This window comes from Faecalicatena faecalis (assembly GCF_012524165.2).
GTDB classification, from domain to species: Bacteria; Bacillota; Clostridia; order Lachnospirales; family Lachnospiraceae; genus Faecalicatena_A; species Faecalicatena_A faecalis.
Genome location: NZ_JABACJ020000017.1, coordinates 81,606 through 107,742, shown reverse-complemented (window position 1 = coordinate 107,742; position 26,137 = coordinate 81,606). Strand labels below are relative to the sequence as shown.

Sequence of the window (26,137 nt, the reverse complement as noted above, 5' to 3'; positions counted from 1 at the left end):
CTTTGTGTACAGGTTTCTTTTCTCTTGCCATAATAAAAGGCCTCCTATGATTTTTATTTTATCATAGAAGACCTTATAAATCTTTAATTACAGAAAAACTTTCACAGACTCACTGATGCCGCAGCCCTCATTTATCTATTACATTTCATGTCTGCATGCTCCTTCTTACCTGCAGGTCACCCGTGCCAAGGCCATGCCGCACCAGACTCCTGCCAGGCAAAGCACCACGCTCAATACTGCATATCCTCCTGCCTGTCCATAATGCCCTTGTTCCATCAAATTATAGGTCTCCAAAGAAAAAGTAGAGAAGGTAGTAAACCCTCCACACACACCTGTTTTCAAAAAAAGAACGAGACCCGAGGGCATCTGCTTTCCTGCCGCCATTCCTGCAATATACCCGATCAATACTGCACCACATAGATTCGTTATGAAAGTCAAAAGTGGGAAACTCCCCTTATAAGGAAGCAGGCTGATTCCATACCTCAGTATAGCCCCTGCAGCTCCGCCCAAACCAACAAAAATAAATCCTGTCACCTCATCCTACCAAACCTTTCTTTTATTCCTTTATCTTCTGCGGCTTAATCATCGACTATTTATCTTTTACCGCACATCTTCCATTGTCTGCCGACCATCCTTCGTCCCCGACTCCACTCTTTTCTGTTCTTTCCCCAGCAATTCATAATAAAAGATATACTGCTGCATGACCCCTTCACAGCCCTTATACCTTCGTTTTGGAAATCCCTTGGGATAATGCTTTTTCAATGCCTGATTGATATGTGTATCGACCGGAAACGCTTCTAACTGGTGCAGTGCGAAGAGGCAGATGCAATCCGCCACTTTCACGCCCACACCGAACAGCTTTAACAGCTCTTCTTTTGCCTTCTGATAGGACATGCTTCGAACCTGATCTAATGAAAACTCCCCATTCACCACACTGCGGGCCGTCCTCACCACGTATTTGCTGCGATATCCCAGGTTACAATCTTTTAGTTCATCCTCCTTAAGACATGCCAGTGCCTCTGCCTTAGGAAACCCATAATAGACTGTTCCATCTGCTGCTTCTAGCTTCTCCCCATACCTCTCACAGATATTCTGGATGCACCTGCGGATGCGCATGATATTATTCTGCTGGGAAATCAAAAAGGAAACTATCATTTCCCATAGATCTTGGTTTAAAATTCGGATTCCACAGCCAAATTCAGCAGCATTTTTCAGATACTGATCCCTGGGATTGATTTTCTCCCGGTACTGTTCGTATTGTGTGTCCAAATCAAAGTAATGTTTCCAAAAATCTTCAAATACCATTTCATCACAGTGAAAAATGCATTCATTTCCATCCTGTGTAATTTTCAAATACTTATCACCTGCAATTACTTCATATGTTCCCGACTGTAATGGTCTCATACGAAAGCACTGACCCGATTCACAGATCTGTCCGATATCAAAACATTCATAAGACCGGATCGTGATCGGTGTATTTTTATGATTATGGGATACTTCCTGCTTCTCCATTGTATTATCCATCTTCATTACTCTTCCACACCGTTTTTTGCACAGATATCTGCGAGACAGCATTTGTCACAATATGGCTTCGTCCTTGCCGTACAGATATCTCTTCCATGATAAACAAGACGATGGCAGAAGTCGCTGCCCTCCTCGGGCGGAATAATCTTCCACAATGCCATCTCTACCTTTTTTGGATCCTTGATTCCATCTACCAGCCCAATACGGTTTGTCAAACGAATGCAGTGAGTATCTGTTACAATTGCCGGTTCGCCAAAAACATCTCCCATGATCAGATTTGCGCTCTTTCGTCCTACTCCCGGAAGCTTTAACAGTGCATTAAAATCTCTTGGAATCTTTCCGCCGTATTCTTCCTTTAACATCTTCATACAGGCACTGATATCTCTTGCCTTACTCTTTCCAAGTCCACACGGTCTCACGATTCTCTCAATGTCCTCCACATCTGCCTCTGCCAAAGACTCCACATCAGGATATTTTGCATACAGGTCCTCTACCACGACATTTACCCTAGCATCTGTGCACTGGGCAGCAAGCCGGACACTGACGAGCAGTTTCCACGCCTGATCATAATCCAATGTACATCCTGCATCCGGGTATTCCCTTTTCAAACGTTCGATCACTTCTAATGCCAATTCTTCTTTCGTCATATCATAACCTCCAGGAATAAACTCTACGAGCATTATATCATGAATACTATGCTCGTGAAATACCTGTCAGAGAATTATAATTGCTCCACGCACTTCTTATTGTAGATCGCGATTCCTATGCTGCATACTGCCGCTGTCATAAAGACGATCCATGCTCCGCGTTTCAACTGCTCAAATAAGATTCCATAAACGACCTGGCCGATCGGCTGTGCACAGGTCGACACGGCGATTACCCAGGAAATGACCTTTCCTACAATTTCCTGCGGCACGGTTATCTGGATATATGACATAATCTGTATGGTATAGATGGCGGCCAGTGCCATACTCGTCATCCCCGCAGCCGCCAGGACGATATAAGCGATCCATGGTGAGCAGTCTGCGAACAGGGTAATCCCCATAGGTACCAGGAGAATCCCACAAAAGCCAATCAGCTTCCAGCTTTTTCTGACTTCCATCTTTCCTCCAAGGGCACCTGCTCCGATTCCCCCAATCAATCCGCCGATTGCCAGGATTCCCTGCATAAACCCGTACAGTCTTGACGCCTGAGCTGCACTAAAATCTAACAACTGCATTACAATTACCGGGAGACCGATAATCATCAAGGCGGATAAAACCATATTTACACCTGCACAACACAATGTCAGTTTACCAATTTCGGGCTTCTTGTGCATAATAAAGGAAAGACTCTCTTTTAAATCTGCCCCCATCTCACGTAAAATCGATTCCATCCTCGTTCTTTTCACAAAAGGAATGTGAATAAAAATTTCCATGACTGCTGATATAAAAAAGCACAGAGCTGCCACATATAGAATCGGGTAAATTCCCCATAAGCTGTATGCGATTCCGCCCAGCGCAGGACCCAGCAGCCCCGAAAGTGAAGAAATCATGTTTATCACAGCATTTGCTGTCATGACATGCTCTGTATCTACCAGGACCGGAATACTCGCCTGCACGGACGGTTGATATGCACCGCTGATTCCGTACAGCATAAACAGCATGACCAGTACAAGCCCTGTCAGACTTACTCTTCCATACAGAATCAGAAATAGAACTGTCAGACCTGAAGTAAAGAAGTCAAGGAATACCATGATATTTCTTTTATTCACTCTGTCAGCAATCATTCCGCCTATCGGAGCCATCACTGCAAGTGGGAGAAATGCAAACCCTGATACAATTCCCAGCAAAGCCGCCGATCCCGTTACATTCAACAAATGAATCGGAAGCGCGAATCTCATGATCGAGTTTCCAAATAGGGAGATGATCTGCCCTGCTACAACCAGCCAAAAATCCTTTGTAAAACCTTTTTTCTGCTCCATTCTTTTAACCTCCACCTTATTAATACCGACTGCCGGTATGTATATATTTAAAAATTATCTGCCCTGAAATTACAGGACAGAATCATTTACAGGAACCTATCTATTATCCTTGTATATATTTGCATATTCTTCTATACTTCTAATCATCTCATCTGTAATGATATCCAAATTAAGGAGCCGCAGCAAATGCTGATAAAACTTAATCTTCTCCAGCATTTCTTCTGGTTCACAATTATAGACCATCGGATTCAGCCAGATATCACCAAGCAGCATCAAGACCTCTGCCAGCTGTTTCGGATAATCTGTGCAGATTGATCCATCCACAAGTCCTTCCTCTATCACCTTATGAACCATCTGAGTCGAATCCTTCTGTACCGTATCACGGAGATAAATGATAAGGAGCTGTGGATTATCCAGCATATCAATGGAAGTCTTGAATATCTCTGCCTGTGCAGGATTTGACAATGAGGCTGAAAAAAGCTGACTCAGTTTTTCCCTTCCGTTCAGATCCTTTCTGCTGCATATGCGATACATCTCTGCCTCGGTATTCGAATATAGCTTGTCGGCCACAGCAGTCATAATCTCCTCTTTTGACTTAAAATGATGATAAATAGCGCCTTTGCTTAATCCCCCTAAATGGTTGATAATATCCTGAATAGACGTATGCTCATATCCATGCTCTATGAAAAGACGTGCCGCGGTATCGATAATTAGATTCCTTGTCTCCTCAGGATGCTTATTTCTTGCCATTGTCTGCCTCCCATTTCATCTTTTGATTTTACATACTAACGGTATGTTTATTATACATACCATCAGTATGTTTGTCAATTCATTTATGAAAGTTATTTTCCATTGCCGAGTGAACCGTAATTTTAAACCGTCGCTCTCTGCTGATATTTTACAGGAGCAGATGCTCTTCTCATATAAATGCCGATCACTGCAATCATGATGACTGTAGAAAACGGTGAGACCAGACCATAGTAGGTCAGATTTTTCACACCTCTGCTAACCAAGAAGAATAGAATCGGCACCCGGATCAGCAATGCCCCGGTACAACAATTCAGCATTGTAAATACAGTCTTTTCACAGCCATTCAGATAGGCATTCAAGCTAAATAATACGGACACTGCCAGATAGTCCAGACTACATGTCTTCATAAACCGAATTCCGCATGCTGCCACCTGCGCGTCTTTCGAAAACAGTCCGATCATAGACTGTGGATGGAACTGTGCCCACAAGAAAAAGACGGCAGCACACGCCAAAGAAATAGAAATCCCATAACGTACAAAACATCTGGCACGATTCCGCTTTCCTGCTGCTACATTTTGGGCTGTCAGTGCCGTCAATGCCGCCGAAATGGACGTACCCGGAAGCATGGCAAATACATCAAATTTTCCTGCGATCCCCACTGCGGAAGCCGCATACACTCCAAAACTATTAATGATCGCAGTCAGGTAAAGAAAAGAGACACGCACCATGCATTCCTGAAAAGACACGGGTACACCCACGCTGACCAGTTCCTTGAACAGCCCTCTTTCCATCTTCAATCCGCGCAGCGCGATTCCAAAAGGCCAGCTTCGCCGACGCAGATAGAAAAACGCAAGAATCATACTGACTCCCTGTGAAAAGACTGTGGCCAGCGCTGTTCCTGCTGCTCCCATATGAAGATACCCTACCGTATAGATATCCCCGATCACATTGCATACACAAGCTGCAGCCGCAAACAAAAGCGGGCTGACAGAATCTCCATACCCTCTTAAAACTGCACACAACGCATTATACTCACAAATAAAGAAAATTCCTGTACTACAAATCAGGATATATCTGTATGCTTCTGTCATCGATGACGCAGGCACCTGCAATAAATTCAAAATCGGTGAAACAGCCCCGGCGATCACGATCGTCAGTACCACGGAAAATAGTGCAAAGCACAGAATAGTCGTACTAATGGCAGACGCGACCTTTTCTAATTTTCCCATCCCGGTATATTTTGCTACTAGAATTGTGCCCCCTACCGTCAGTCCTGAAATCAAGCTGGTAATAATCTGTGTCACCTGTGTTCCTGTAGAAACGGCTGCAATACTGTCTGCCGAACAAAATGCACCAATCACCATCAGATCCACTGCCCCATAAAGTGCCTGTAATAGATTTGCAAGTACAAATGGAATAGAAAAACGCAGTAATACCTTCCATACATTCCCCTCTGTTAAAGAAATTTGTTTCATAATAAACTCTCATCCTTCCTTTTCATGGTCCCCACCTTTTTGTGAAATCTATTAAAACAGAACTCTGACAATTTTTCTGTAGCCAAGGCTACAATTTTGACAGAAAAAATGATATACTTTTACGGTATACTTTTTTACGATTTTATCTAACGAACACTTTTGGTATACTCTTTTGAAAGAAGGAAGCTTATGAATCAAATTAAAATTCCCGAACATCTCACCCCCTGCTTTGAACAGGCAGGACGGCTCCATACCTATCGGCCAAATGAGGCCATTTATCTGCAGGGTGAAATAGCAGATGGAATTTATTTTATACGTAAAGGACGTGTCCGCGCTTATTACATAACAAATACTGGGAAAGAGCTCACATATGAAATCATTGAAAAAGGCAGGATATTCGGAGAGTCCTCCTTTTTATCCCAGTGTGTACGTCCGGTCTCTGTGGCTTCTGTCACAGATGTTGAACTCTTTGTGTGTGACTTGGAACATTTATATTCCTATATGGCAGAATCAGAGGAATTGATGAAGATCATGCTTCAGTTGCTGTCAAATACTTGCAACCATTTGACGGAACAGCTGCGGCGAGTCACACTTTATGACCGCTATCAGAAAATCGCAAGTCTTCTGCTGCATGAGACAAAACACCCGGACCGGGACCGTGGTGTCACAGCATCCAGCATTCCTTATACCCAGGAGGATCTCGCTCTGATCCTAGGTCTGAACCGGGTGACCGTCAACAAAGTATTAAATGAGTGGAAACGAAACGGTATCATCGCTGTAGCTTATGGACGGATCACAATACTCAAGCGGAAGGATTTGGAAGAGCTGCTGACTCCCCCCGGCACATTATAAACTTTCATTAGAAGGATAGGTTTATGAAAAACTTTACCAGAAAAGATCTGCTGTTCTCTTTATATGGACTAAACTGTGGAAAATAAAAAAGAGAAATCCTCCGATGAGTCGAATGTATATTGTACATTCCTAACTCATCGGAGGACTTTTTTCATCTTATTTACTCAAAACAACTTATACTCCAGGCACAGGAGTTCCCCTAAATGCATTTACCGTCTTATCTATTATGACCTGTGTCTCACTTCCTGAATCGAGTACGGTATTCTGAACCGCCTCTTTCTCCACAAGAACGGTTGTCACTTCAAGCTCTGCCAATCTATCCGTCGTCAGTAAAGCTCCTACCTGTGCGGAAAAGCAAGAAGCGGCTCCATCATTTTGTTCTCCCGCTGTTTCAGTTGTCGCAACGATATGGTTGTTGGAAATATGATTTCCCTTCCCAGAGACAACATGAATGATAACAGGCCTTGCTCCTTCCGGCTTGATATACTGTGTCCCTATGGTCTCCGAAATGTGATTTGAAACGATGGAATTATGGTCTCCACTGATATTCAAAAGTCCGAACAGATCATCCAGCCCATTATCCAGTCCCTGCATCGGAGGCCATGGTTCATGATCCCGTAAAAAGTGATTGGATGAAACCAGATTCTCCGAACAACTGCCTTCAAACACCAACATGCCGGGATAGAAGGAATGGAACCTGTTACTGGTAATGGAAGACCGCGCCACACTGTCAAAGTGAACACTACTTGTTCCCCGAGGGAAAATATTGTTTGCTGTGACCAAAAGTCCGCCAAAATTCTGTGCAAAAATAGAATAGCCTTTATAACCGGCTCCCATAAGGTTATCTGTTATTTTGGATGCCTGGCCCGACCCCCGCAGTTCAATACAGTTTCCACATTCAGCAATAAAATTGTCATGGATAGATAATGCATCTGCATCATAAATCGTAATTCCATGTTCCAAATACACAAACCCCATGCCTGTAATCCGAAAGGAATCCTGTGCTCCCGCTATATAAATCCCTGTCTTTCCGTTTGTATAAGTATTCTCCGGCTCAGCTTTTCCAAGCCCATCATCCACAAAATGAAGTCCGTCAATACAGAAGTTCTCAAATTCCACTGAGCTGATTCGTGGATCTCCGCTGCGCTCCACGTAAAATGCAGCCCCTTTTGCTTCCTCGCCTCCTGCTTCTGGCATAAGGTCCACAAGTATACGGCTCCCTCCCGGCCACAAATCATGAAGCTCTGCCCACTCATTCTGCGGAATGTTAAAGCGGATGCTGGACGAGATAAATCCATGCCCAGCCCCCATAATCTTCAAATAGCTGATGTCTATCACCACCTGTGTGCGAAGATGATAATCCCCGGACGGGATATAGATTACGGCGCCCGGTTTTCCCCCTTCATTCACATCCAGTTCTGTCTGCCTGCTTTTGATATCTGCAATGATACTATTGATTACCTCACCAATATCCTCATATGGATTACCAATCTTCCATTCTGTTACATCATAATAATTTTTACTAGCCATTCATCCATCCTCCTGATAAAGTCAACCCGCTCATCATTCTGTCGTAAATGCCCTATCTAATACACTCCTGCATTCCATAGGCCTCATAGTCTTTAATCACTACACTACCGCCGTATGCACAGATTTTAAGCTGATTTTGTGCATCTCCTGCAAATATATTGCTGGAATGATTATTTTGATATCTGTCTGTAAATATCTCCAGTGAGCTTTGGTCTGAAAAGATATGAATATCCAGTTCCTTCTTCCCTTTCAGGAACATCGTACTTCTTGAGATTCCTCTGCTCCAACCATCCGCTTCGTTTCGGTCCACGCTCATCTCCGCATTTCTAAAATCAAACAGACAGACCGTTTTCTTCCCGTCACCACAGCGTAAGGTCAATTCTAACCTATCCGCATCCGTTTTTTCAAGATCGACCTTCATCTTCAATTCAAACGCCACACCATCTCCGGCCTTCAGATCTTTTTCCTCTTCGGTAACGACAAAATAATCCAGAATTTCAGAATCCTTCCGCAGGCTTTCTGTTTCCACAATCGGCAGAAACTGTAATGTGCTGTCCTCCGTCATGCGCACTTCTCTTGGAAGATTGAAGAAGCCGCACCAGCCTTCCTTATAGGTCGGCCCCCAGTCTTTGAACAACGGCATCCATTCCCATTCGTTGGCCCAGGCAATGACAATTCTTCTTCCATCCGGGGTCAGGAAGGACTGTGGTGCATAGTAATCGAATCCCCAGTCCATCTCGCCAGTCACATGATAATTGAACTTACCTGTTTCATAGTCAAAATCACCTACCAGATACATGGAGGTATGTTCCCCCGCCCCCATCGGTGAAAAGGTCAGGACATATTTATCCCCCAACGGGTAAAAATCAGGGCACTCCCACATATGTCCCCATTCTCCCCGGCTCTCAGCCAGCACATTGAAGAAATTCCAATGGAACATGTCATCCGACCTGTAAAGCAATGCCTGTGCTTTCCCGTCGCGGCTTGCTCCGCATACCATGTAAAACGTATCTTCATGCTTCCATACCTTAGGGTCACGGAACTGAGAGCCCAGAATTCCCTCCGGTGCAGTAATTACCGGATTTCCTTCGTACTTTTCAAAATGTATTCCATCTTCACTGTATGCAATGCACTGCGTCTGCTCGTAACCATTTCCTTCGTTGGTCGTTCCCGTATACATCAAAAACAGTCTGCCATCATGTTCAATCGCGCTTCCTGAAAAACATCCGCCCTTCTGATGATAATCATATGCTTCACTCGGAGCAAGAGCAAGCGGCATATATTCCCAATGAAGCATGTCCTCGCTGACCGCATGTCCCCAATGCATCGCATCCCAGAAACCATGATATGGATTATACTGGAAGAAAAGATGATATTTTCCTTTGTAGTAGATCAGACCATTGGGATCATTCATCCATCCTGTCTGCGGCATAAAATGATAGTGCTGACGCATTTTCCCATCCTCTACCGTTTTTTTTCTACGTTCTATCTCACGCTGAGCCTTTTCAATATTCTGTTGCATTAATTCTCTGGACATAAGACTCCTCCATACTGCTAACCTTTCACAGCTCCGGCAGTCATACCCTGCACAATATATTTCTGAGCTGCAAGAGAAATAATCATTACTGGGAAACTAAATAAAAACGCTCCTGCACACATTGGTCCCAGATCCAGATTGTATGCTGATAAAAAGCCTGCCAAACCGACTGTAAATGTCTTTGCATTCGTGCTTGTCAGCAATAATGCTACAAGGAAATCATTCCATGCAAGGAACAAGGTAAATATGAATGCCGTTGCCAGTCCCGGCTTACAGATCGGCAAGATCACCTTCCGAAATGTCTGTAAACTACTTGCTCCGTCCACAAAAGCGGCTTCATCCAATGTCGTCGGAATTCCCTCATAAAAACTCAACATCGTCCACATGACGAATGGCATATTGATTGCCGCATATACGATAATCAGAGCGATCTTTGTATCATATAGCCCCAGATTACAGATCAGTTCATAGATCGGGACCACAATACTGGATGTAGGAATCATTTTCAGGCACAGAACTAAAACAACTAATACAATCGATAATTTTGCACCTGAACGCTGTATTGCATACGCTGCAAGAGAGCCCAAAATCAATGCAATGACGGTGCTTACCAGTGAAACGGTCAAGCTGTTCATCAAAAACTTCAGGGCATCCATTCTTCCAAGTAAGTCCGAAAAATTTTCTACAGAGAATACTTTTGGGAAAAAGCTTGGCGGGACTGCAATGACTTCTGATCCCGGTTTAAACGAGCAACAAATTACATATATGTATGGGAAAAGCCAGAATACGGTGAGAATCACTGATAAAATGATCCCCAGCTTTTTTCCGATTTCGCCTTTTTTCTTCACTTTCTTCGCCTCCTATCAAGCCAACTGCCTAACTGCTCTTTTTCTTCGGGTTCCACAGGCTCTGCATGAATACCAGCGTAAATATGACTAATACGGCAATAAATACAACCGCCATCGCACTTGCATAGCCAATGTTATTATATCGTGCTAGAGTCTTGTAGATAATGATACTGATCGTCTCGGAAGAACTATTCGGGCCGCCTTCTGTCATTGCCCAGATGATATCAAAGGTTCTGGCAGCATCAATGATTCTTACAGAAAGCGCAGTCAGCAAAACTGGTTTGATGACCGGAAGCTTAATCGTAAACACCTGTTGCAGCATATTAGCACCATCTATCTTAGCAGCTTCTATCATACTGGAATCCAGACCCTGCAGCCCAGCCAATATCATCAGCATCATAAAGGGTGTCGTAAGCCAGATATCCGCGATACAGCATGCCAACAAAGACCATTTTTCGTCCGCGAGCCAGAGAATATCTGCGCTGCTAGATAAGATGCCAACTCTTGTCAGAAGTTCATTGACGATTCCGAAGCTAGAGCTCATCATTAATTTCCAGGTAAGTCCCGCAACCAGCGGTGCTATCATAAGAGGAGCCATCATAAATGAACGTATGATTTTGCTGCCTTTATAATCTAATTCAAAAAACAATGCAAATAGTAAACCCATCACCGTCTCAATTCCTACGGCTACTACGATATAAATCAATGTATTCTTTAATTGTTTTAAAAACCCGCCGGCTGTAAATGCATGGATATAGTTTTCTAAACCGATAAATGTCTTATCACCAGTAATCCCAATTTCATAGAAACTGTCAAATACCATTGTAATAATCGGATATATTAGAAATGCACCCATAAATACTGCGCCTGGCAGAAAGAATAATAGTAAGGTCTTTCTTGAAATTAATCTCATTCCTGCTAACCACCTTTTTTAAACAGAGGGGGATTCCAGATGTTCTATAAAACCTTCTGTAATCCCCTCTGATGATTATTTCCTCTGTTTCAACTTGCTCTCTTGACTACTTGTAAATTACTTCCCAATTGCCTCAATTTCAGTCTTTGCTGATTCTAATGTCTCATTGACATCTGCTCCGCCTAAACAGGATTCCACAACCCCTGTCAGGACCTCTTCAATCTGAGACCAGGTCGTTACCATAGGTCTTGCCTGTGACTGTGATGCACTCAAAGTATCCAGAACTGCTGTTGTATGTTCATTACCAGCCTCTTTTCCGGCCTCCTCATAAACAGAAGTTCTTCCTGCGATTTTTAAAGTAAGGTTCATATAGTCTTCATTGTGAGCATACATAAACTCTACATACTTTTTCGCCATTTCTTTATTTTCGGAATTCTTCATAACACATTCATACCATGGACCAGTCGTTGCTCCAATACCTGCACTGCCAGCGATCATCGGTGCGCATCCAACTTTATCCGCGCCAAGTGCTTCTACTGCTGCCGGATACTGATGACTCCAGTTCAACTGCATAGCAACCTTTTCGTTTGTGAACAGCTCCTGAGACTCTGTCGCTGCTGTAGAAAGAGAATCTGCTGGAGTATAATCAGCGTTCGCATTCTCAACCATGAAGTTCAGGGCATCGACATATGCTTTATCGGTAATATTTACATTGCCTTCTTCATCAAACACAAGGCCTTCTGCGCCGGCCTGACATGCAAAATCCAGGAAGGAGCATACTGCATCTGAACCGCTGCCGAACACGGTCGTTCCATACATATCATCTGTTTTCAATTCTTTTGCAAGGGCCTGATACTCTTCCCATGTCTTTGGAACCTTTTCCTCTGGAATTAAGTCTTTTCTATAAATCAGGATTTTTGCATTTACCCACATCGGATATCCGAGAAGATTTCCATCGATTGTTCCACTCTCCTGCAGGGTAGGAAGAAAATCGCTGGTATCTGCATCATTTACTGCCTCAATCGCATCTGCAAATGCTGCCAGCCAGACAACGTCCATACATGCCACATCATGGGCCGCCTGTTTTGCCTTAATCTCTGTGGACAACTTATCGTACATTCCGGTATAAGCAACTGCATCAATTACTACCTTGCATCCGGTCTCTTTCTCGAATGCCTCTGCGGTCTCTTTTGCCAGCGCCTCTGCCGGTGAACCGCTTTCAACCAATACCGTAATGCTGTTGCCGTCCCCCTTGGACGCTTTCTTATCCTCTTTTGAACCGCATCCTACAACCATTGTCCCTATCATTGCCACTGCAAGCATGATACTGAGAATTCTCTTCTTCATCCTTCTCCTCCTTTTAACCAATTCATAAATAGTTCATCATAAATAGTTCACCTGTCCCGTATTCTTTGTTCTGGCTCTTGCACGCTTTGCTATGTCTCCACCGGTGATTATTCAGACAATCGCTTGCAGGCTCCAGCCAAGCCTTTTATACGGAATCTATATAATGACCACTAACGAAATTTATCCCGGTCTTGCTGTCAGGCTATGTTCCGTAAAATGGTTCATCATATTCCTAGTTTACATTATATGGAACGCGTTCCATATCTTTCAAAAAATAAAAGGTAAATCACATATTCCGCTTTATGGAATGGGTTCCACATATGAGCAAAAAAATAAGATTTCTCTTTACATTTTTCATTATACTCATTCCATCCTATATGTCAATACCTTTTATTTATTTTATACAATGTGTTAAATTTTGTATCTTCAAATTTAGCAAACTTTCACAACACATTTCCAAATCACACAATTGTTGTATTCCCTTTTCTAAGCTGCACTCCCAGCAGGACCTGCTTATTTTTGTATTCCTTCCCATTGATCAGATCACTCAGCAGGCGTACGGATTCTTTTGCAAGACCCTCGATCGGCTGTACAACGGCCGTCATCTTAGGTTCCACCATTTCAGTGATAAATGTTCCGTCATAAGCAACAAATTTCACATCTCTGGGAACCTTCCTGTGTCTTCGAATCGTCTCATTCATACATTCAATAGCCAACTGATCTACTGCGAACACACCATCAAAATCAATTCCCTTCGAAAATACATCTTCTACTGCTTCCCTATAATATCCAGAATCAAAGCGGTTCCATTCCAACTCATAGGAATATGTCTCGATCTGATGCTCTTCCATGATTCGCTCGAACTCAGAATGTCTCTCTAAATACGGGGACTCAATTGCTGTGGAACCTCGAAAATGCAGAATTTTTTTACATCCATTATGAATCAGAGTCTCTGCCGCCAGACGTCCACCTTCCTTGTGATTGACTGCCACTACTGGTATATGCTCTCCCAAAAAACGGTCCAGGGCAACAATCGGCTTATGCATTTTCCGATACTCTTTTGCATCCAATGAATGCACTCCAGTAATCACACCGTCTACGATATGACGGTTCAGCATATCCAGATACTCCAGCTCTGCATTTCTTTCCTTTACTGTATTACAAAGCATCATCTTAAATCCAGCCTCATACAATTCGGCTTCTGCATGATCTACGAATTCAGAAAAAAATGGGTTGGATACATTCGGAACAAGCACTGCAATAATCCCAGTACGTTTATGATAAAGATTCCTGGCCAGTTCATTGGGAGTATAGTTCAGCTCCTTCATTGCGACCTCAATCTTCTTCCGGGTCTCTTCTGCCACGTAGCCGCTGTCATTGAGCATCCTGGATACGGTCCCTACACCGACACAGGCCCTTTGGGCTACATCCTTGATACTTGCCACTTAACTTCCCTCCTTAAAACAATGATTGATGATTGTGGATATAGAAACGAGGCACAGCCATATGGGATATGGCGGGGAGCCGGGTTCCATAGAATAACCTTATATTGTTTTATTGGAAAAGTCAAATGGAAATTCGGAGAAGTGCGAGAATCTAAGTTTGTGTGGATAATATTATATCTTAATAATTTCTATTGTATATTACCGTGTCAAATACTAAATATTCTGCATTAACCAATTAGTCTCCCTATATAAAGAAATCTTTATACGCGTAAGTACTATTTTTACATAATCCTTAAGATACTTACCCATTCTATATTCAGTCAATAATATTGTTTTTAAAAACCTTTTGATTTTTACTATCACTTATATGAATAATAAAAATTACTTTTTAAACATATACTTTAGCCATAGATCATCTGTATATATTGCAATATCCTTATAGAATGGTCTTTTCTCCCCTTCCGAAAACCCTTCATCAATTAATTTAACAATTTGTCGACGTTCCCAATTATCTGCCCGGTAAAAATATTCTCTTATCTCCAGTAACTCTCCCCTGCTAAGTTTTCCACTTAATGCTTCTAATAAGGCCCTTCCTATATAATCTCCAGAGTTCCTTTTTAGCCCTCGAAAAAGGTTAAATAGTATCTCTTTATTATCAAATGCTTTTGAAGCAAATAGTCTTACTAAATACACTTGTATATATTCTGGCGTATCATCATTAAACCATTTTTTAAATTCCTTTTGAATGCATTCTCTATCTCTTTTGACTATGTTTTCCCCTGTTTTAATCATTACATCCACATAATAAGGAATAAACTGTGGAAATTTTTTCAAGACTATAGGTAGCTCGGCTAATTTCTCATATTTTTCTTGCGCTACTAAGGTTTTTACTAATTCTGTAATTTCCTCTGGTTCTATCAGTAAACTATTTTTAGCTTTCGTCATTAATATGTTAGCATCATTTACACATAATTTTTCTTTTTGCTTTTCTGAAAGTTCTCTAAACTTAGTAGGAATCAATCCAGAATAGCCTCTAATAATTTTTCCTGCTTCTTTTTCAAAATTTTCTGATTTCTTATTGATCGATGTCAAATCCTTGTTTATATGAGTGCTATTCTCGTCAATATTTTTTTCAGTTATTTTATTTTTGTGCTTATCGGCAATATCTTTTATTCTTGTCTTTTGCGTATTTAAACAAATACCTTCTCTACTTAAACAATGAACCAATATTGCTAAATGGCTATGAGCAGTATATGCATCTTTAGCAAAAATTCTATAGTCATCGACAAATCGACAAAAATCAATTTTTTTGGAAATCAAATAATTATCTACCTCAATTAACGAAGCTTCTGCTAGTATCCTTGATGCATTGGATCCTACTGGCAACCCATATGAATCTCTATTCGCCCAAAATAACAAGACCTGATTAATTAAACTTATAATCTCTTTGTCTATACCATCTGACGACAATAATATGGATTCTACTCTGTGTATATTTAAACGATCATAAAAATTTGAAAAATCACATTCCACCATCACTTTATTTTTATCTAATAAACTTTTACGTAAGACTTCTTCACGAAAAGCTGTATAATTATAAGCTGAATCAAAGAGTTTGCCACTCTCCTGTGGCATAAATCTGTAAGAAAATACTCTATGCACACTTTTATTAATACGTAATGTTTCCACATGACCAGCAATAAGTAACACTAATGTTAAATACACTATTTCATCATAGATCTCTGCCAGCGCACATTTACGATAATCAGATAAACTCTTCTTTGGAATTAATACATGTCCCAATTTATGCAATTTTAGTTCTGATAATTTTCCAGTCATAATAGCATTTACAACTTTACTGCAGATTTCAGTTGCAAACTTATCATTGGTAAGCATATCTATCTCAAAAGGTCTATTAAATAAATCAACATCCGTTGTTCCTTCATATAATATATTTCTAATAGCCATTCGACAATATTTTTTAACTGTATCCTTTTTTACCATGAGTTCCCCTCACAATACTAAATTAATTATATCTTCAATTCATTACTTTCCACTAATTTTTACCTAGTCGCACCCAGCACCCTTTTTATCCTCTCAATCAGTTCCAAATCCGCCGGCAGCCATGCTACATCATCCAGTTCTTCCTTAGTAAGCCATTTTTCCGCTTCATGTTCCTTTAAAATCAAATCTCCGGAAACCACCTCTGCCCAAAAGCATTTCATTGATAAGTGAAACGTGGGATAATCATATTCAATGCATGCAATTTCTTCTCCTACCGAAATCACCGTATCGAGTTCTTCTCGAATCTCACGGATCAGTGCCTCCTCGGGTGTCTCTCCCTCTTCTATCTTTCCTCCCGGAAATTCCCAGCCATCTTTAAACTCTCCATAGCCTCGCTGGGTCGCAAAAATTTTATTCCCGCTACGTATAATTGCCGCTACTACTTTTACAGTTTTCACGCTCTGTTCCTTTCCCTAACACACGTTATTCAATAATATACTGATATATATCTTCTCTTACTGGCGTATCCAATAACCACTCTATTTCCACAGCCGTTTTCGTTGTATTCGCCATACAAAATTCTTCTGCTTTTCCAGATGCATACATCCATCCAAGATAATAAAATTCTTTCGAAATCTTGTCGTCTTTATTTTTCCGCACAAATAGATGAACATCAATTCCCCGTTCTTTTGAATGGAGAAAATTTTGTACATCGTCGGATTCCAAAGATCTACCTGATTTTGATATTGCAATTAGAATACCAGGATTCACAAAATGATCCTCGTACTTCGTAGTATCACTGATGTCCTCAGATTTATCATAGTTTATAAACACTGGAAACGTCTTCGTCTTTTTATCGTACTTATATCCACCAATATTAAGTGGAACTTCGTTATTCTCCCAGTTTAAGAGACGACACGCATCTTCATAAGTATATTTTTGATACAATACAAAATCTGTATCCTGATATCGCAGATTAAAATTTGTCTTATATCTGTAAATTCCAAAGTCAACCAGTTCTTTTACAATTTCGTAAAAATCGGGATTCTTGAGCATCTCCCCAAATCCCCGAGAAATACCATATTCTCCCCCTTCCTCCTCTATAAACACACAGGATGCATATGTTTTCTTTCCAGCACCAGAGGGGAATTCGTTAGTCATAACATTTACAAGATTTTTACATGTACTTTCATTTATAGAGATTCCATAGTCCTCCTTCAAAGTTTGCCCTAATTTGCCTAGAACACTATGCTGATATGACATAAGACGCCGTAACATTTCTAGTTCATGTATCCTTTTACCCGCTGCGAACTTCTTAGAAATAAACTCTACGACCTTCTCCTCTTTTTCTGACAAACGAATCCGATATTCCTTCTCATATTTTACAAGAAATTTATAATACGATCCCAAACTGCCATTATCAAAAATTCTACAGACATCCATCTCTCCATATTCATCAAAATCCCTCAGTCGAGGAATCCTGCCTAATTTATACTTCAAATTTGTATAATTTTCGCGAATCAGCTTAATATCGCTAAAGTTTGCCGCATCGATTGCCGTAAAAATCCGCTTCCGACTGATTTCGTCAAAATGAATCGTAGATATACCCGGAATCACCCGATCACCTTCCATAACATATCGTCGGATATTATCCTTGTTATAACTACGATCACCAGAAAGTGCAATCGGAATTAAAAAGTTATTTTTATAGTTTCCAATAAAATCTAAAATAACAACAAACTCCTTATTTTCCGCCTTTCTTAATCCTCGGCCCAATTGCTGCACAAAAACTATAGCCGATTGCGTTGGACGCAGCATAATGACCTGGTTCACTTCTGGAATATCTACACCCTCTGAGAATATATCAACCGTAAATATATAATCCAGATAATCTGAATTTTCCAGCTTTTCCTTGGGAACATCCATGACCAGCCTCTCAATAACTGCCTCTCTCCTCGCCTCATTATCATCGCCAGTCAAAGCCTCTGTCCGCAGTCCTCGCTCATTAAATTTCTGCGACAACGTCTTTGCTTCTTCCTTACGGCTGCAAAAGATCAAACCTTTCACGCGTTCCCCACTATAACCATAATACTCTGCCTGTTCAATCACATAATCCACTCTGTCATCACTAACCAGTCGGTTAAAATTGCGCAGCCCATCTGCACAGTCATCATCTCCTATCACTTCACCATCTATACTTAGATCTGTAATTCCAAAGTAATGAAATGGACAGAGTAGATCTTCCTCCAATGCTTGTTGGAGACGAATTTCATAAGCAATATTATGATCAAAAATTTCATAAACATCAAACCGGTTCGTTTCGGGACTAGCAGTCATACCGAGCCAAAAACCAGGTCTGAAATAATTCATGATCCTTCTATAACTTTCTGCTCCTGAATGATGTGCCTCATCCAGACAGATTGCAGAAAAAGCAGTCTGTGGAAAGGAATTTAACACATTTTCTTTGCTCATCGTCTGCATAGTTGCAAAGATCAGGTCAGCCTCCTTAATCCTCTGTAAATCCCCTGAGCTATTCCCTGAAAGAAGAGCATACTTATACGCAGTACCATCAGATCGTCTGCTGCCAAATACTCGCTGATAACTGGCAAGAGCTTGTTTTGCGATCTGCTCTCCCGGATTCATTTCTCTAAGTGCAAATGCTGATGCATAGGTTTTTCCTGTTCCTGTAGCTGAAATTAACAATGCTTTCTTCTCATTCCTAGCAATCAGATCTTTTATGTTCTTTACTACCGCAATCTGCATAGTATTGGGCTGTAGTTTATATTGCTCAATAGAGACAGGCAGGGATTCTTTTGCCACCCTTTTCTGCTTTTTAACCAATTCATATCTAACTCTGTATTCTTCAATAAAGTCTCTATACTCCAAACTATGCGAATCATACCATAAATCATTGAATTCTCGAAGAATATCACCAACGACTTCACCGGATTCATATCCTACAAGCTTTGTATTCCACTCTCGGTTTACCTTCAAAGCACCCGCTGTCATATTGGCACTGCCCACGATAATTCGATAAATCTCTTCTTTCCTAAAAATATATCCCTTTGTATGGAAACCATCTTTATCCTTATTGGTACGAAACATTTTCAATTCAATATTATCCAGGGTATGTAATTTATCTAAGGCTGCTGGATCATTAAACGCTAGATAATCTGTTGTGAGTATCTTTCCTCTAATTCCCCTTTTCTCCAGCTCCTTTAACGTCTGTAATAAAGGTGTAATCCCGCCTAGTGTGATGAAAGCAACACTAATAAAGAACTCTTCGCAATTCATGAGTTCCTGCTCAATGGATGATATTACACGTTTTCCCTTCTTACAATCATTCGAAATAAACTCAGGTCGATATGCCAGATTAGAATTAATACTCTGATCCACAAATGCCATTTCTAAACCATTCTGTAATTCATGAATATGTCCCATACTTTTTCCCCTTTGTAATAGTGATTCTTTATATTGCACCCCTATTCGATCTTCATCTGTAAGTTATATCTATTCGCTACATTTTGTACTATACTAAGATTATAAGAATCTCTACAAAACAATTCTATCTTCATTTCCTTCTGGCCTACTAAAACCTGCTTCCTTATAATTCCTAAATTTTCTATTTCTTCCACCAAGTTTTGAAAGTTCTGATACGATAAGGTCTCGTCATACGGACTATATAGTAAAATAGAATACTCCTCTCGCTCTCTTGATCCTGCATATACTAATGGGGAATTAGAACACATGCTTCTTAAAATGGCACTATAAATAAGTATTGTGCGTTCCTTTGTCTCTGGTATCCCACCTGAATATTGACAGGCAATATAGTCAAACACATCTGAATATTTTCCCTCAATAGAATAATACTCTTTTTCCAATTTATACTGATACTCATCAATTAATTGTCTCAAATATTTACCGCAGACCTTTATATTCATCTCGTCATTCGTAATATCTCGTATAAAATCATATGGATTCTTTCTCATAACCTTTTGAACTGTAGATATCTTCATCTGTGCAATTCCTATTGAAATATCTCTTTTAATAGCGCTACGCTTAAAACATTTACATAATACTCTTTCAATGATACGGTAATAAGCCCTTCCCCGATAAAAAATCTCCAACTGTAATATTGTTTTGAGTAGAATTACATTAATATCACACTCTTTTGCCACGTTATCGATTACATATTTATTATTTTGGATTTCAGGGCATTTCATATTTAGCTGTTTTTCCAATATGTATACTTCTTCCAAAAAAGTATCTATATCTTGCACAATTACCATACATGAAAATTTTGCAATAACCGTTTCTAATGGAATTGGTATCGCAACTGTAAGCAGTGTTATCACAATAGAAAGTGCTTGGTTATCCAACCAGAATAGTTGTCGTTCCCCTCTGAGTATGGGAATAAGTAATCCTATCGTTATCCCTCCCACTAATACTGAAAAAACCACAAAACACACGTAGCCAATCAATAACAGCCATTTTACTCCTGATTTTCTCAGCCTTAGCAGCTGATGTTGTATAATTGCAGGCCATATATTCAGAAAACAAGATAAAAAAATTCCAATAGCAATCTGTATTCCAGTAAACTTCAATATACAATTCAGAAAAATTATCCCTACTATAAGGTAAACAATTCTTATAGCAGTACTTTGCGCAGTTTTCTTTGTATCCTCTTCTTGTTTAAACTGTAAAAAAGCACTATACTTGTTGGGCACTAATACTCTATGTGCCGTGGCTAACGCCGAAAATAACACCGTCGTCAAAAGAATGGGGAATAAGTCTCCTATATATATCAATGCCATCTTAACTTTATCCTCTTATCTCTACTCATGCAATCTTTTAATTGGCTAAATTTTCGAAATACTGATTTCTATCAGACCTCTCTATCTCCCCATCCCTCGTGCCAACGCCATCCCGCACCAAACACCAGCCAGGCAGAGCACCACGCTCAACACAGCATATGCCCCGGCCTGTCCATAGCGTCCCTGCTCCATCAAAGTATAAGCCTCCAGCGAAAATGTAGAAAAAGTCGTGAATCCTCCGCACACGCCTGTTTTCAGAAATAAAACCAAATTAGGCGGCACCTGTCTCTGTGCCGCCGTTCCTGCAATATAGCCAATCAATACTGCTCCACATAAATTTGTCACCAGGGTCAGGAACGGAAAGCCCCCTCTATAGGGAAGCAGACTGATCGCATATCTCAGCATTGCTCCCACGGCTCCTCCCAAACCTACAAAGATAAATCCTGTCATCTGAACCTCCATGCCTCTTCTACTTTTCTTTCCCAAATAATTCATAATAGAAAATATACTGCTGCATCACACCTTCGCACCCCTTATATCTCCGTTTCGGAAATCCCTTCGGATAATGCTTTTCCAGAGCCTGATTAATATGCGTATCCACCGGAAATGCCTCTAACTGGTGCAATGCAAACAGGTAGATACAATCTGCTACCTTCACCCCCACGCCAAACAGCTTCAAAAGTTCCTCTTTTGCCTTTTTATAAGGCATTTTCTTAACTTCTTCCAGGGAAAACTCCCCACTCACAACACTGCGGGCGGTCCTGACTACGTATTTACTCCGATACCCCAGGTTGCATTCCATCAATATCTGAATAATCAATATAATAGTCCTGCTTTTCAGTATGAATATGCTGATGCCTTGCCACAAAAATATAGTCTTTCCCAAGTTCCACCAAAAACTTCTGTAAATTTGAAAGAATACTTTTCTCAAGGTCACTTTCTATAAAATCTGTATCCTGTGAAAATCCTAAAAACTCCGCGATAACCGGATTTTTAATAAATTCCAACTTATCATTTTTACACAGTGCTGTCACTTCTTTCATTTTACTTTCTATAAGCCCTTTTTCTGTGTCTGAAGCATACGGTAATAATACTGCGAAGAAATTTTTCTCTGCAAAGTACCAACACTCCAAGTCTGTTTGGCAGCCTCCTTTTTGTACCAAACACAGGCTTTTTGGTTTTTAACCTGTAATGTATCCAAGAAAGCAAAGTATTAGATTTTCCACTTGGTGAGTGGAAAATCTAAAGAAAGGTATTATAGAAAGAATAAAAAGCATATAGATTGGACTTCGTATCCCCCTTCCCATACTCTACTGACAGTTCTTTTGCCAGTTTTTTTATACCCTCAGCTCCGTACTTTGTTCTGTCCTCGCAATGCAATTCTTCACTAGCAATTCGATAACCAAGTAACCAATTTCGCTAAACAAGAGTTGTATTGACCGCCTGATATGCATCTTTTCTTCATTCGCTTTTTCAATCATCTGTCTGTACTGCTCTTTCACGCTTTCCGGTGCAAGTATCTGTACCTTACCATTAAAACCAAACACCTACCCGAAAAAGGCCGGACTTGCTGACACTTCGGTCTGCACCTTGAAAGAAGTCATATCATACGCAAGAGTTGTTACATCTTCACCAAACCGGTCAACCACTGTTTTCATTAGGCTGTTATCACACCGCAAATCCACAAGGACTTTCTCGCCTGGGAACATAAAGAATACTTATTTTGTGTAATTCTCTATATCAAAATCATCAGGTATAGGAAGTAAATCTTTATCAAATATCTCTGGTTTTGAATCAATACGGTCTACTCTGAAATTGATAACCTTACTTTTCTTCTCTGAATATCCGATAACATAATAATTATCCCCATTCCAAATGTTTGTACGGACTGAATTTATATACCTCGCCCTTTTTCTTTAACCGGTATAATCATAATACTGAAAGGAAATCTGTTTACCCTCATTGATGGCATTGTTTATAGCAACTATGATGTAATATATCTGCTCGTTATCCGGCTTAATTCGATTGACAACATAGTTATTACGCTTCAACTTTACCACCTGCCTCGGGCTGGTCATCGTATGTATCTTTTCAATCAAAGTATTTACTCTTAATGGAATGGATTGTCACAATATCCATTCCAAACTCCTGAAGTGCTGCAATATCTTTCGTAACCGTCGTTCTATGTGCAGATATTCCGTATTCATCACTCTATATATTGATTAACTGTGTTGTCGAAAGAGTATTTTCTTCATCGGTTCTTTCCAATAAAATCTTTTGTAAATATAACATTCTTGGCTTAGTTTCCATAGCCTTCCTTTCCGAACTATGCATACTATTTTCTCAAAAAATCATCCTTACCTATCCCTCGAGAATTTTCACAAGAGCTTTTGCTACAGCAGCGGAATCTTCTACTGTATTTTCTTTACCAAACGAAATACGAATAGTTCCTTCAGCATATTCAGGCGGCACACCAATCGCCTTAATGACATGTGAAATTTTCGTATTCACTGAATCGCACGCTGAACCAGTAGAAATACTAATTCCCATCAAATCTAATCGATGAAGCAACATCTCACCATTTGCGTTACGAATAGATATATTGATATTCCCAGGAACATGATTTTCGGAACCATTTCTTATAAAACCAATTTTAGATTCTTTAAAAATCTCAAAAAATTTCTGTTCTAGCACTCGTAGTTTTTTTTGAGTCTCAGCCATTTCATCACAGTTTTTTTGCAATGCTACTGCCATTCCTACTATCGATGCAATATTTTCTGTTCCTGCACGCATACGAAATTCCTGTGCACCTCCATCAGCAAAAGAATGTATTTGGATGCCCTTTTTTATATATAGAAAACCTATTCCCTTTGGGCCATTAAACTTGTGAGCTGAAGCCGAAAGCATATCCACTCCAAAATCATTTACATCAATTGGAATATGTCCAACTGCCTGAACTGCATCTGTATGAAACAGTGCTCCATGAGCATGCGTAATAGCCGCCAATTCTTTAATTGGCTCTATTGTTCCAATTTCGTTATTAACCATCATTACAGATACCAGCTTGGTATTCTCTGTAATAATATCTGATAACGCTTTAGAAGATACAATTCCTTGATTGTTAACAGGTATATAGGCTACCTGATAGCCAAAATCTTTCAATGTATTACAGGTATTAAGGATTGCATGGTGCTCAATTTCGGATGTGATTGTAACCTGTTTATCGTTTGGTTCAACCAATCCTTTGATAGCCCAATTATCGCTTTCAGTACCACCTGATGTAAAATAAATTTCATCGGGTTCTGCACCTATACATGTAGCAATTATATTCCTGGCATGTGCTAAGGCTTTTTTCGGTTTACGCGCAAATGCATATGGTTGTGAGGCATTGCCATATTCATCTTGAAGCCACGGAAGCATGGCTGTTAATGCATCATTATCTAATTTTGTTGTTGCCGCATTATCGGCATATATATGTTGCTTCATAGTTCTTCCCTATTTAAAAAGAGTACATCCTTCATATTTAAATTCTTCTATTTTGTCCAACAAATCCTCAACCGTACATCCTAAAAAATCCGCCAAACAATCCATACAGTAAAAATTTTTGATTCCTTTTCCAAGAAGTTTTTTGTTAATACCCACAGTATCGTTATCTAAAGGTGTCTTACCACAGGCAATGCATTCTTTTTCCATTATTCTTTTACCGTTAAAAACGGAACATCCTTTCCCTTATATTCGCTATCAATCATTCCTTGTTGAATTTTAATAATACGGCGCATTTTCATAGCTGGCAACAAGCAGTAATCACGAAACTCTATTTTGTCAATATCAAGTTCATTTCTGACATTCGGAAATAAAAGTTTTAAATATGCTGTAGCCAATCTCTTAATTGCTTCTGTATCTCTAGTATCTGCATGCTCAGGTACTTCAACAATTTGCTCTACAATGGCACGATAACTCATATCATTTCTCAGTTCATGCAAAATAGAGCAGAAATATTCTGAATTAAGTGCCCAGCCAGTTATTTTCAGGCTATCGTTCATTCTTGGAATGTCCCATCCTTTTACGAATCCATGAATACGGTCAAGAAGAGCCGTTTCCTGGAACAATGTTGGCAACTCTCCTAACATGTATTCGTATTCATTCATATTTTCTTCTTTTATGTTTCCAAGAAAAACCACGCCTGCATCAGATTCCCCATTATATCCATTCGAGTTAAATGTTCCATACTCAAGATATCCTTGAAGTATTGAACGCATTTCGTTCTCATTGCCAAAATTTACGAGTTTAACTTCATCTATTGCCACATAATCGGATCCGCATATGTATCCTGGTCTTCTTCTGTTGGCATCATAAAACATCTTTGAACGAGTAACTTTACCTCCATCTGTCAGCAAGCCATTTTTACTAATATGCCCAAACACATAACTTTTTCCTGTTCCTTTCGGTGCTAGTTCGATGAGATTAACCCTCTTTTCTACAAAAGGCAACAATCTCGTAAGCATAGAAAGTTTCTGTAGTTCTGTCTCATATCCCTCTGCATTATAGTCAATTGCACCAAGTAGTATATCTATCCACTCATTTATTGTAAAATGAGTTCTCATTTCCTTATAGTAATCTACTTCTACTGTATATGGGCAAAAATTCTTAAACCCAGTCAATTTTATCTTACCCGGAATCCTAGGTTTCACAATATCATCCGGCGGGCGATAGCCAAGTTTGATAATTCCCCAAGTTTCACCCGCATTAATTAAATCATCTTTATAGACCTCCCAAATAGCTGGTTCTATCAAGGTTTCTTTTTCTGTTACTCCAAAATCCGGAATTGCAAATGAAATTTCTCCTGTCTTAATATTGATATCAACCGATATTTTCGTTAGGATTTGGACATTCTCATTTTCATAAATGATTTTGTTTTTTATACTCATCCATTCTTCTTTTTTAGGAATGAATTTCTTGACAAAATCCGATACTTCATCTATATCGAAATTGCCAAAATCATCACTAAACGTCTTTAAAAGATAATCTCTTAAAAACGCTGGAAGTCCTAAAGCGGAGAAGAAATTATTATTCCTTAAGTCTTTATATACAACCATTTCATCAAAATAGTCTCTAAGTTTTTCGCTCATTCATTT

26 protein-coding genes and 1 pseudogene are annotated in these 26,137 nt (G+C 40.1%); 1 reads left to right on the top strand and 26 read right to left on the bottom strand.

Annotation, left to right across the window (positions count from 1 at the left end):
- Positions 1–165: 165 nt before the first annotated feature.
- From crcB (HGO97_RS16395) to HGO97_RS16370, 6 genes are all read right to left on the bottom strand, one after another.
- Positions 166–534: a fluoride efflux transporter CrcB gene (crcB, locus tag HGO97_RS16395; RefSeq protein ID WP_216243760.1), complete on the bottom strand. Its 369-nt coding sequence runs from the start codon at positions 532–534 to the stop codon at positions 166–168.
- 66 nt (positions 535–600) lie between these two features.
- Positions 601–1,470: a DNA-3-methyladenine glycosylase family protein gene (locus HGO97_RS16390; RefSeq protein ID WP_408610865.1), complete on the bottom strand. Its 870-nt coding sequence runs from the start codon at positions 1,468–1,470 to the stop codon at positions 601–603.
- Between the two features lie 59 nt (positions 1,471–1,529).
- Entirely contained in the window at positions 1,530–2,171 is a 642-nt protein-coding gene (locus tag HGO97_RS16385; protein ID WP_216243758.1) for an endonuclease III domain-containing protein, read from the bottom strand.
- 74 nt (positions 2,172–2,245) lie between these two features.
- The gene (locus HGO97_RS16380; RefSeq protein WP_216243756.1) at positions 2,246–3,487 is read right to left on the bottom strand and encodes an MFS transporter; all 1,242 of its coding nucleotides are present in this window, start codon (positions 3,485–3,487) and stop codon (positions 2,246–2,248) included.
- Between the two features lie 96 nt (positions 3,488–3,583).
- Positions 3,584–4,237 carry a TetR/AcrR family transcriptional regulator gene (locus HGO97_RS16375; RefSeq protein WP_216243754.1) on the bottom strand — a complete coding sequence of 218 codons (654 nt, stop codon included), beginning with the start codon at positions 4,235–4,237 and terminating at the stop codon, positions 3,584–3,586.
- A gap of 122 nt (positions 4,238–4,359) precedes the next feature.
- The gene (locus HGO97_RS16370; RefSeq protein ID WP_216243752.1) at positions 4,360–5,712 is read right to left on the bottom strand and encodes an MATE family efflux transporter; all 1,353 of its coding nucleotides are present in this window, start codon (positions 5,710–5,712) and stop codon (positions 4,360–4,362) included.
- A gap of 189 nt (positions 5,713–5,901) precedes the next feature.
- Here HGO97_RS16370 and HGO97_RS16365 point away from each other — a divergent pair, with 189 nt between their 5' ends.
- Positions 5,902–6,564, top strand: coding sequence for a Crp/Fnr family transcriptional regulator (locus HGO97_RS16365; RefSeq protein WP_216243750.1), 663 nt, complete (start codon positions 5,902–5,904; stop codon positions 6,562–6,564).
- A 174-nt stretch (positions 6,565–6,738) separates the two neighbouring features.
- Here HGO97_RS16365 and HGO97_RS16360 read toward each other — a convergent pair whose 3' ends face one another.
- The 20 genes and pseudogenes from HGO97_RS16360 to brxL all read right to left on the bottom strand — a co-directional run bounded on the left by HGO97_RS16360 (position 6,739) and on the right by brxL (position 26,131).
- Complete coding sequence (locus HGO97_RS16360; RefSeq protein ID WP_216243741.1) at positions 6,739–8,094, bottom strand: right-handed parallel beta-helix repeat-containing protein; 1,356 nt, start codon at positions 8,092–8,094, stop codon at positions 6,739–6,741.
- Between the two features lie 52 nt (positions 8,095–8,146).
- The gene (locus HGO97_RS16355; RefSeq protein WP_216243739.1) at positions 8,147–9,631 is read right to left on the bottom strand and encodes a glycoside hydrolase family 32 protein; all 1,485 of its coding nucleotides are present in this window, start codon (positions 9,629–9,631) and stop codon (positions 8,147–8,149) included.
- A gap of 17 nt (positions 9,632–9,648) precedes the next feature.
- On the bottom strand, positions 9,649–10,479 hold the full coding sequence (locus HGO97_RS16350) for a carbohydrate ABC transporter permease (RefSeq protein WP_216243737.1): 831 nt from the start codon (positions 10,477–10,479) through the stop codon (positions 9,649–9,651).
- A gap of 28 nt (positions 10,480–10,507) precedes the next feature.
- Positions 10,508–11,392, bottom strand: coding sequence for a carbohydrate ABC transporter permease (locus HGO97_RS16345; protein WP_216243735.1), 885 nt, complete (start codon positions 11,390–11,392; stop codon positions 10,508–10,510).
- Between the two features lie 117 nt (positions 11,393–11,509).
- On the bottom strand, positions 11,510–12,739 hold the full coding sequence (locus HGO97_RS16340; protein ID WP_216243733.1) for an ABC transporter substrate-binding protein: 1,230 nt from the start codon (positions 12,737–12,739) through the stop codon (positions 11,510–11,512).
- Positions 12,740–13,200: 461 nt separating this feature from the next.
- Positions 13,201–14,184 carry a LacI family DNA-binding transcriptional regulator gene (locus tag HGO97_RS16335; RefSeq protein WP_168866689.1) on the bottom strand — a complete coding sequence of 328 codons (984 nt, stop codon included), beginning with the start codon at positions 14,182–14,184 and terminating at the stop codon, positions 13,201–13,203.
- A gap of 381 nt (positions 14,185–14,565) precedes the next feature.
- Positions 14,566–16,188, bottom strand: a complete 1,623-nt coding sequence (locus tag HGO97_RS16330; protein ID WP_216243731.1) for an RNA-directed DNA polymerase — start codon at positions 16,186–16,188, stop codon at positions 14,566–14,568.
- Positions 16,189–16,247: 59 nt separating this feature from the next.
- Positions 16,248–16,646: a (deoxy)nucleoside triphosphate pyrophosphohydrolase gene (locus HGO97_RS16325; RefSeq protein WP_216243723.1), complete on the bottom strand. Its 399-nt coding sequence runs from the start codon at positions 16,644–16,646 to the stop codon at positions 16,248–16,250.
- Positions 16,647–16,671: 25 nt separating this feature from the next.
- On the bottom strand, positions 16,672–19,629 hold the full coding sequence (locus tag HGO97_RS16320) for a DEAD/DEAH box helicase (RefSeq protein ID WP_216243721.1): 2,958 nt from the start codon (positions 19,627–19,629) through the stop codon (positions 16,672–16,674).
- Between the two features lie 41 nt (positions 19,630–19,670).
- Entirely contained in the window at positions 19,671–21,002 is a 1,332-nt protein-coding gene (locus HGO97_RS16315) for a hypothetical protein (protein ID WP_216243719.1), read from the bottom strand.
- A gap of 81 nt (positions 21,003–21,083) precedes the next feature.
- On the bottom strand, positions 21,084–21,464 hold the full coding sequence (crcB, locus tag HGO97_RS16310; RefSeq protein ID WP_246597492.1) for a fluoride efflux transporter CrcB: 381 nt from the start codon (positions 21,462–21,464) through the stop codon (positions 21,084–21,086).
- A gap of 7 nt (positions 21,465–21,471) precedes the next feature.
- Positions 21,472–21,807 (bottom strand): annotated as a pseudogene (locus tag HGO97_RS16305) (8-oxoguanine DNA glycosylase); the annotation flags it as partial.
- On the bottom strand, positions 21,776–22,045 hold the full coding sequence (locus tag HGO97_RS16300; protein ID WP_216243717.1) for a PDDEXK nuclease domain-containing protein: 270 nt from the start codon (positions 22,043–22,045) through the stop codon (positions 21,776–21,778). The gene HGO97_RS16300 and the pseudogene HGO97_RS16305, both read right to left, overlap by 32 nt.
- A 199-nt stretch (positions 22,046–22,244) precedes the next feature.
- Positions 22,245–22,382 (bottom strand): DUF1016 N-terminal domain-containing protein, encoded by a 138-nt coding sequence (locus HGO97_RS24550; protein ID WP_216243712.1) that lies wholly within the window; start codon positions 22,380–22,382, stop codon positions 22,245–22,247.
- A complete protein-coding gene (locus HGO97_RS24620; RefSeq protein WP_330654281.1) occupies positions 22,340–22,549 on the bottom strand; it encodes a hypothetical protein in 210 nt (69 codons plus the stop codon). The genes HGO97_RS24550 and HGO97_RS24620 overlap by 43 nt, the downstream gene beginning before the upstream one ends.
- A gap of 171 nt (positions 22,550–22,720) precedes the next feature.
- Positions 22,721–22,852 (bottom strand): hypothetical protein, encoded by a 132-nt coding sequence (locus tag HGO97_RS24615; RefSeq protein ID WP_456298623.1) that lies wholly within the window; start codon positions 22,850–22,852, stop codon positions 22,721–22,723.
- Positions 22,853–22,918: 66 nt separating this feature from the next.
- Positions 22,919–23,101: a hypothetical protein gene (locus HGO97_RS24610; RefSeq protein WP_330654280.1), complete on the bottom strand. Its 183-nt coding sequence runs from the start codon at positions 23,099–23,101 to the stop codon at positions 22,919–22,921.
- Between the two features lie 262 nt (positions 23,102–23,363).
- Positions 23,364–24,488, bottom strand: a complete 1,125-nt coding sequence (locus tag HGO97_RS16280; protein ID WP_216243710.1) for a cysteine desulfurase family protein — start codon at positions 24,486–24,488, stop codon at positions 23,364–23,366.
- A 9-nt stretch (positions 24,489–24,497) separates the two neighbouring features.
- Positions 24,498–24,695, bottom strand: a complete 198-nt coding sequence (locus HGO97_RS16275) for a hypothetical protein (RefSeq protein ID WP_216243708.1) — start codon at positions 24,693–24,695, stop codon at positions 24,498–24,500.
- Positions 24,695–26,131, bottom strand: a complete 1,437-nt coding sequence (gene brxL / locus HGO97_RS16270; RefSeq protein ID WP_216243706.1) for a BREX system Lon protease-like protein BrxL — start codon at positions 26,129–26,131, stop codon at positions 24,695–24,697. Before brxL ends, HGO97_RS16275 begins: the two co-directional genes overlap by 1 nt.
- Positions 26,132–26,137 lie beyond the last annotated feature (6 nt).

Bases quoted from the DNA above. Each gene is read 5' to 3' on its own strand.
- brxL (WP_216243706.1), bottom strand. From the start codon at position 26,131: ATGAGCGAAAAACTTAGAGACTATTTTGATGAAATGGTTGTATATAAA.
- HGO97_RS16355 (WP_216243739.1), bottom strand. From the start codon at position 9,631: ATGTCCAGAGAATTAATGCAACAGAATATTGAAAAGGCTCAGCGTGAG.
- HGO97_RS16365 (WP_216243750.1), top strand. From the start codon at position 5,902: ATGAATCAAATTAAAATTCCCGAACATCTCACCCCCTGCTTTGAACAG.
- HGO97_RS16370 (WP_216243752.1), bottom strand. From the start codon at position 5,712: ATGAAACAAATTTCTTTAACAGAGGGGAATGTATGGAAGGTATTACTG.
- HGO97_RS16275 (WP_216243708.1), bottom strand. From the start codon at position 24,695: ATGGAAAAAGAATGCATTGCCTGTGGTAAGACACCTTTAGATAACGAT.
- HGO97_RS16375 (WP_216243754.1), bottom strand. From the start codon at position 4,237: ATGGCAAGAAATAAGCATCCTGAGGAGACAAGGAATCTAATTATCGAT.
- HGO97_RS16320 (WP_216243721.1), bottom strand. From the start codon at position 19,629: ATGGGACATATTCATGAATTACAGAATGGTTTAGAAATGGCATTTGTG.
- HGO97_RS16385 (WP_216243758.1), bottom strand. From the start codon at position 2,171: ATGACGAAAGAAGAATTGGCATTAGAAGTGATCGAACGTTTGAAAAGG.
- HGO97_RS16360 (WP_216243741.1), bottom strand. From the start codon at position 8,094: ATGGCTAGTAAAAATTATTATGATGTAACAGAATGGAAGATTGGTAAT.
- crcB (WP_246597492.1), bottom strand. From the start codon at position 21,464: ATGGAGGTTCAGATGACAGGATTTATCTTTGTAGGTTTGGGAGGAGCC.
- HGO97_RS16330 (WP_216243731.1), bottom strand. From the start codon at position 16,188: ATGGTAAAAAAGGATACAGTTAAAAAATATTGTCGAATGGCTATTAGA.
- HGO97_RS16380 (WP_216243756.1), bottom strand. From the start codon at position 3,487: ATGGAGCAGAAAAAAGGTTTTACAAAGGATTTTTGGCTGGTTGTAGCA.
- HGO97_RS16280 (WP_216243710.1), bottom strand. From the start codon at position 24,488: ATGAAGCAACATATATATGCCGATAATGCGGCAACAACAAAATTAGAT.
- HGO97_RS16315 (WP_216243719.1), bottom strand. From the start codon at position 21,002: ATGGCATTGATATATATAGGAGACTTATTCCCCATTCTTTTGACGACG.
- HGO97_RS16340 (WP_216243733.1), bottom strand. From the start codon at position 12,739: ATGAAGAAGAGAATTCTCAGTATCATGCTTGCAGTGGCAATGATAGGG.
- HGO97_RS16345 (WP_216243735.1), bottom strand. From the start codon at position 11,392: ATGAGATTAATTTCAAGAAAGACCTTACTATTATTCTTTCTGCCAGGC.
- HGO97_RS16300 (WP_216243717.1), bottom strand. From the start codon at position 22,045: ATGAAAGAAGTGACAGCACTGTGTAAAAATGATAAGTTGGAATTTATT.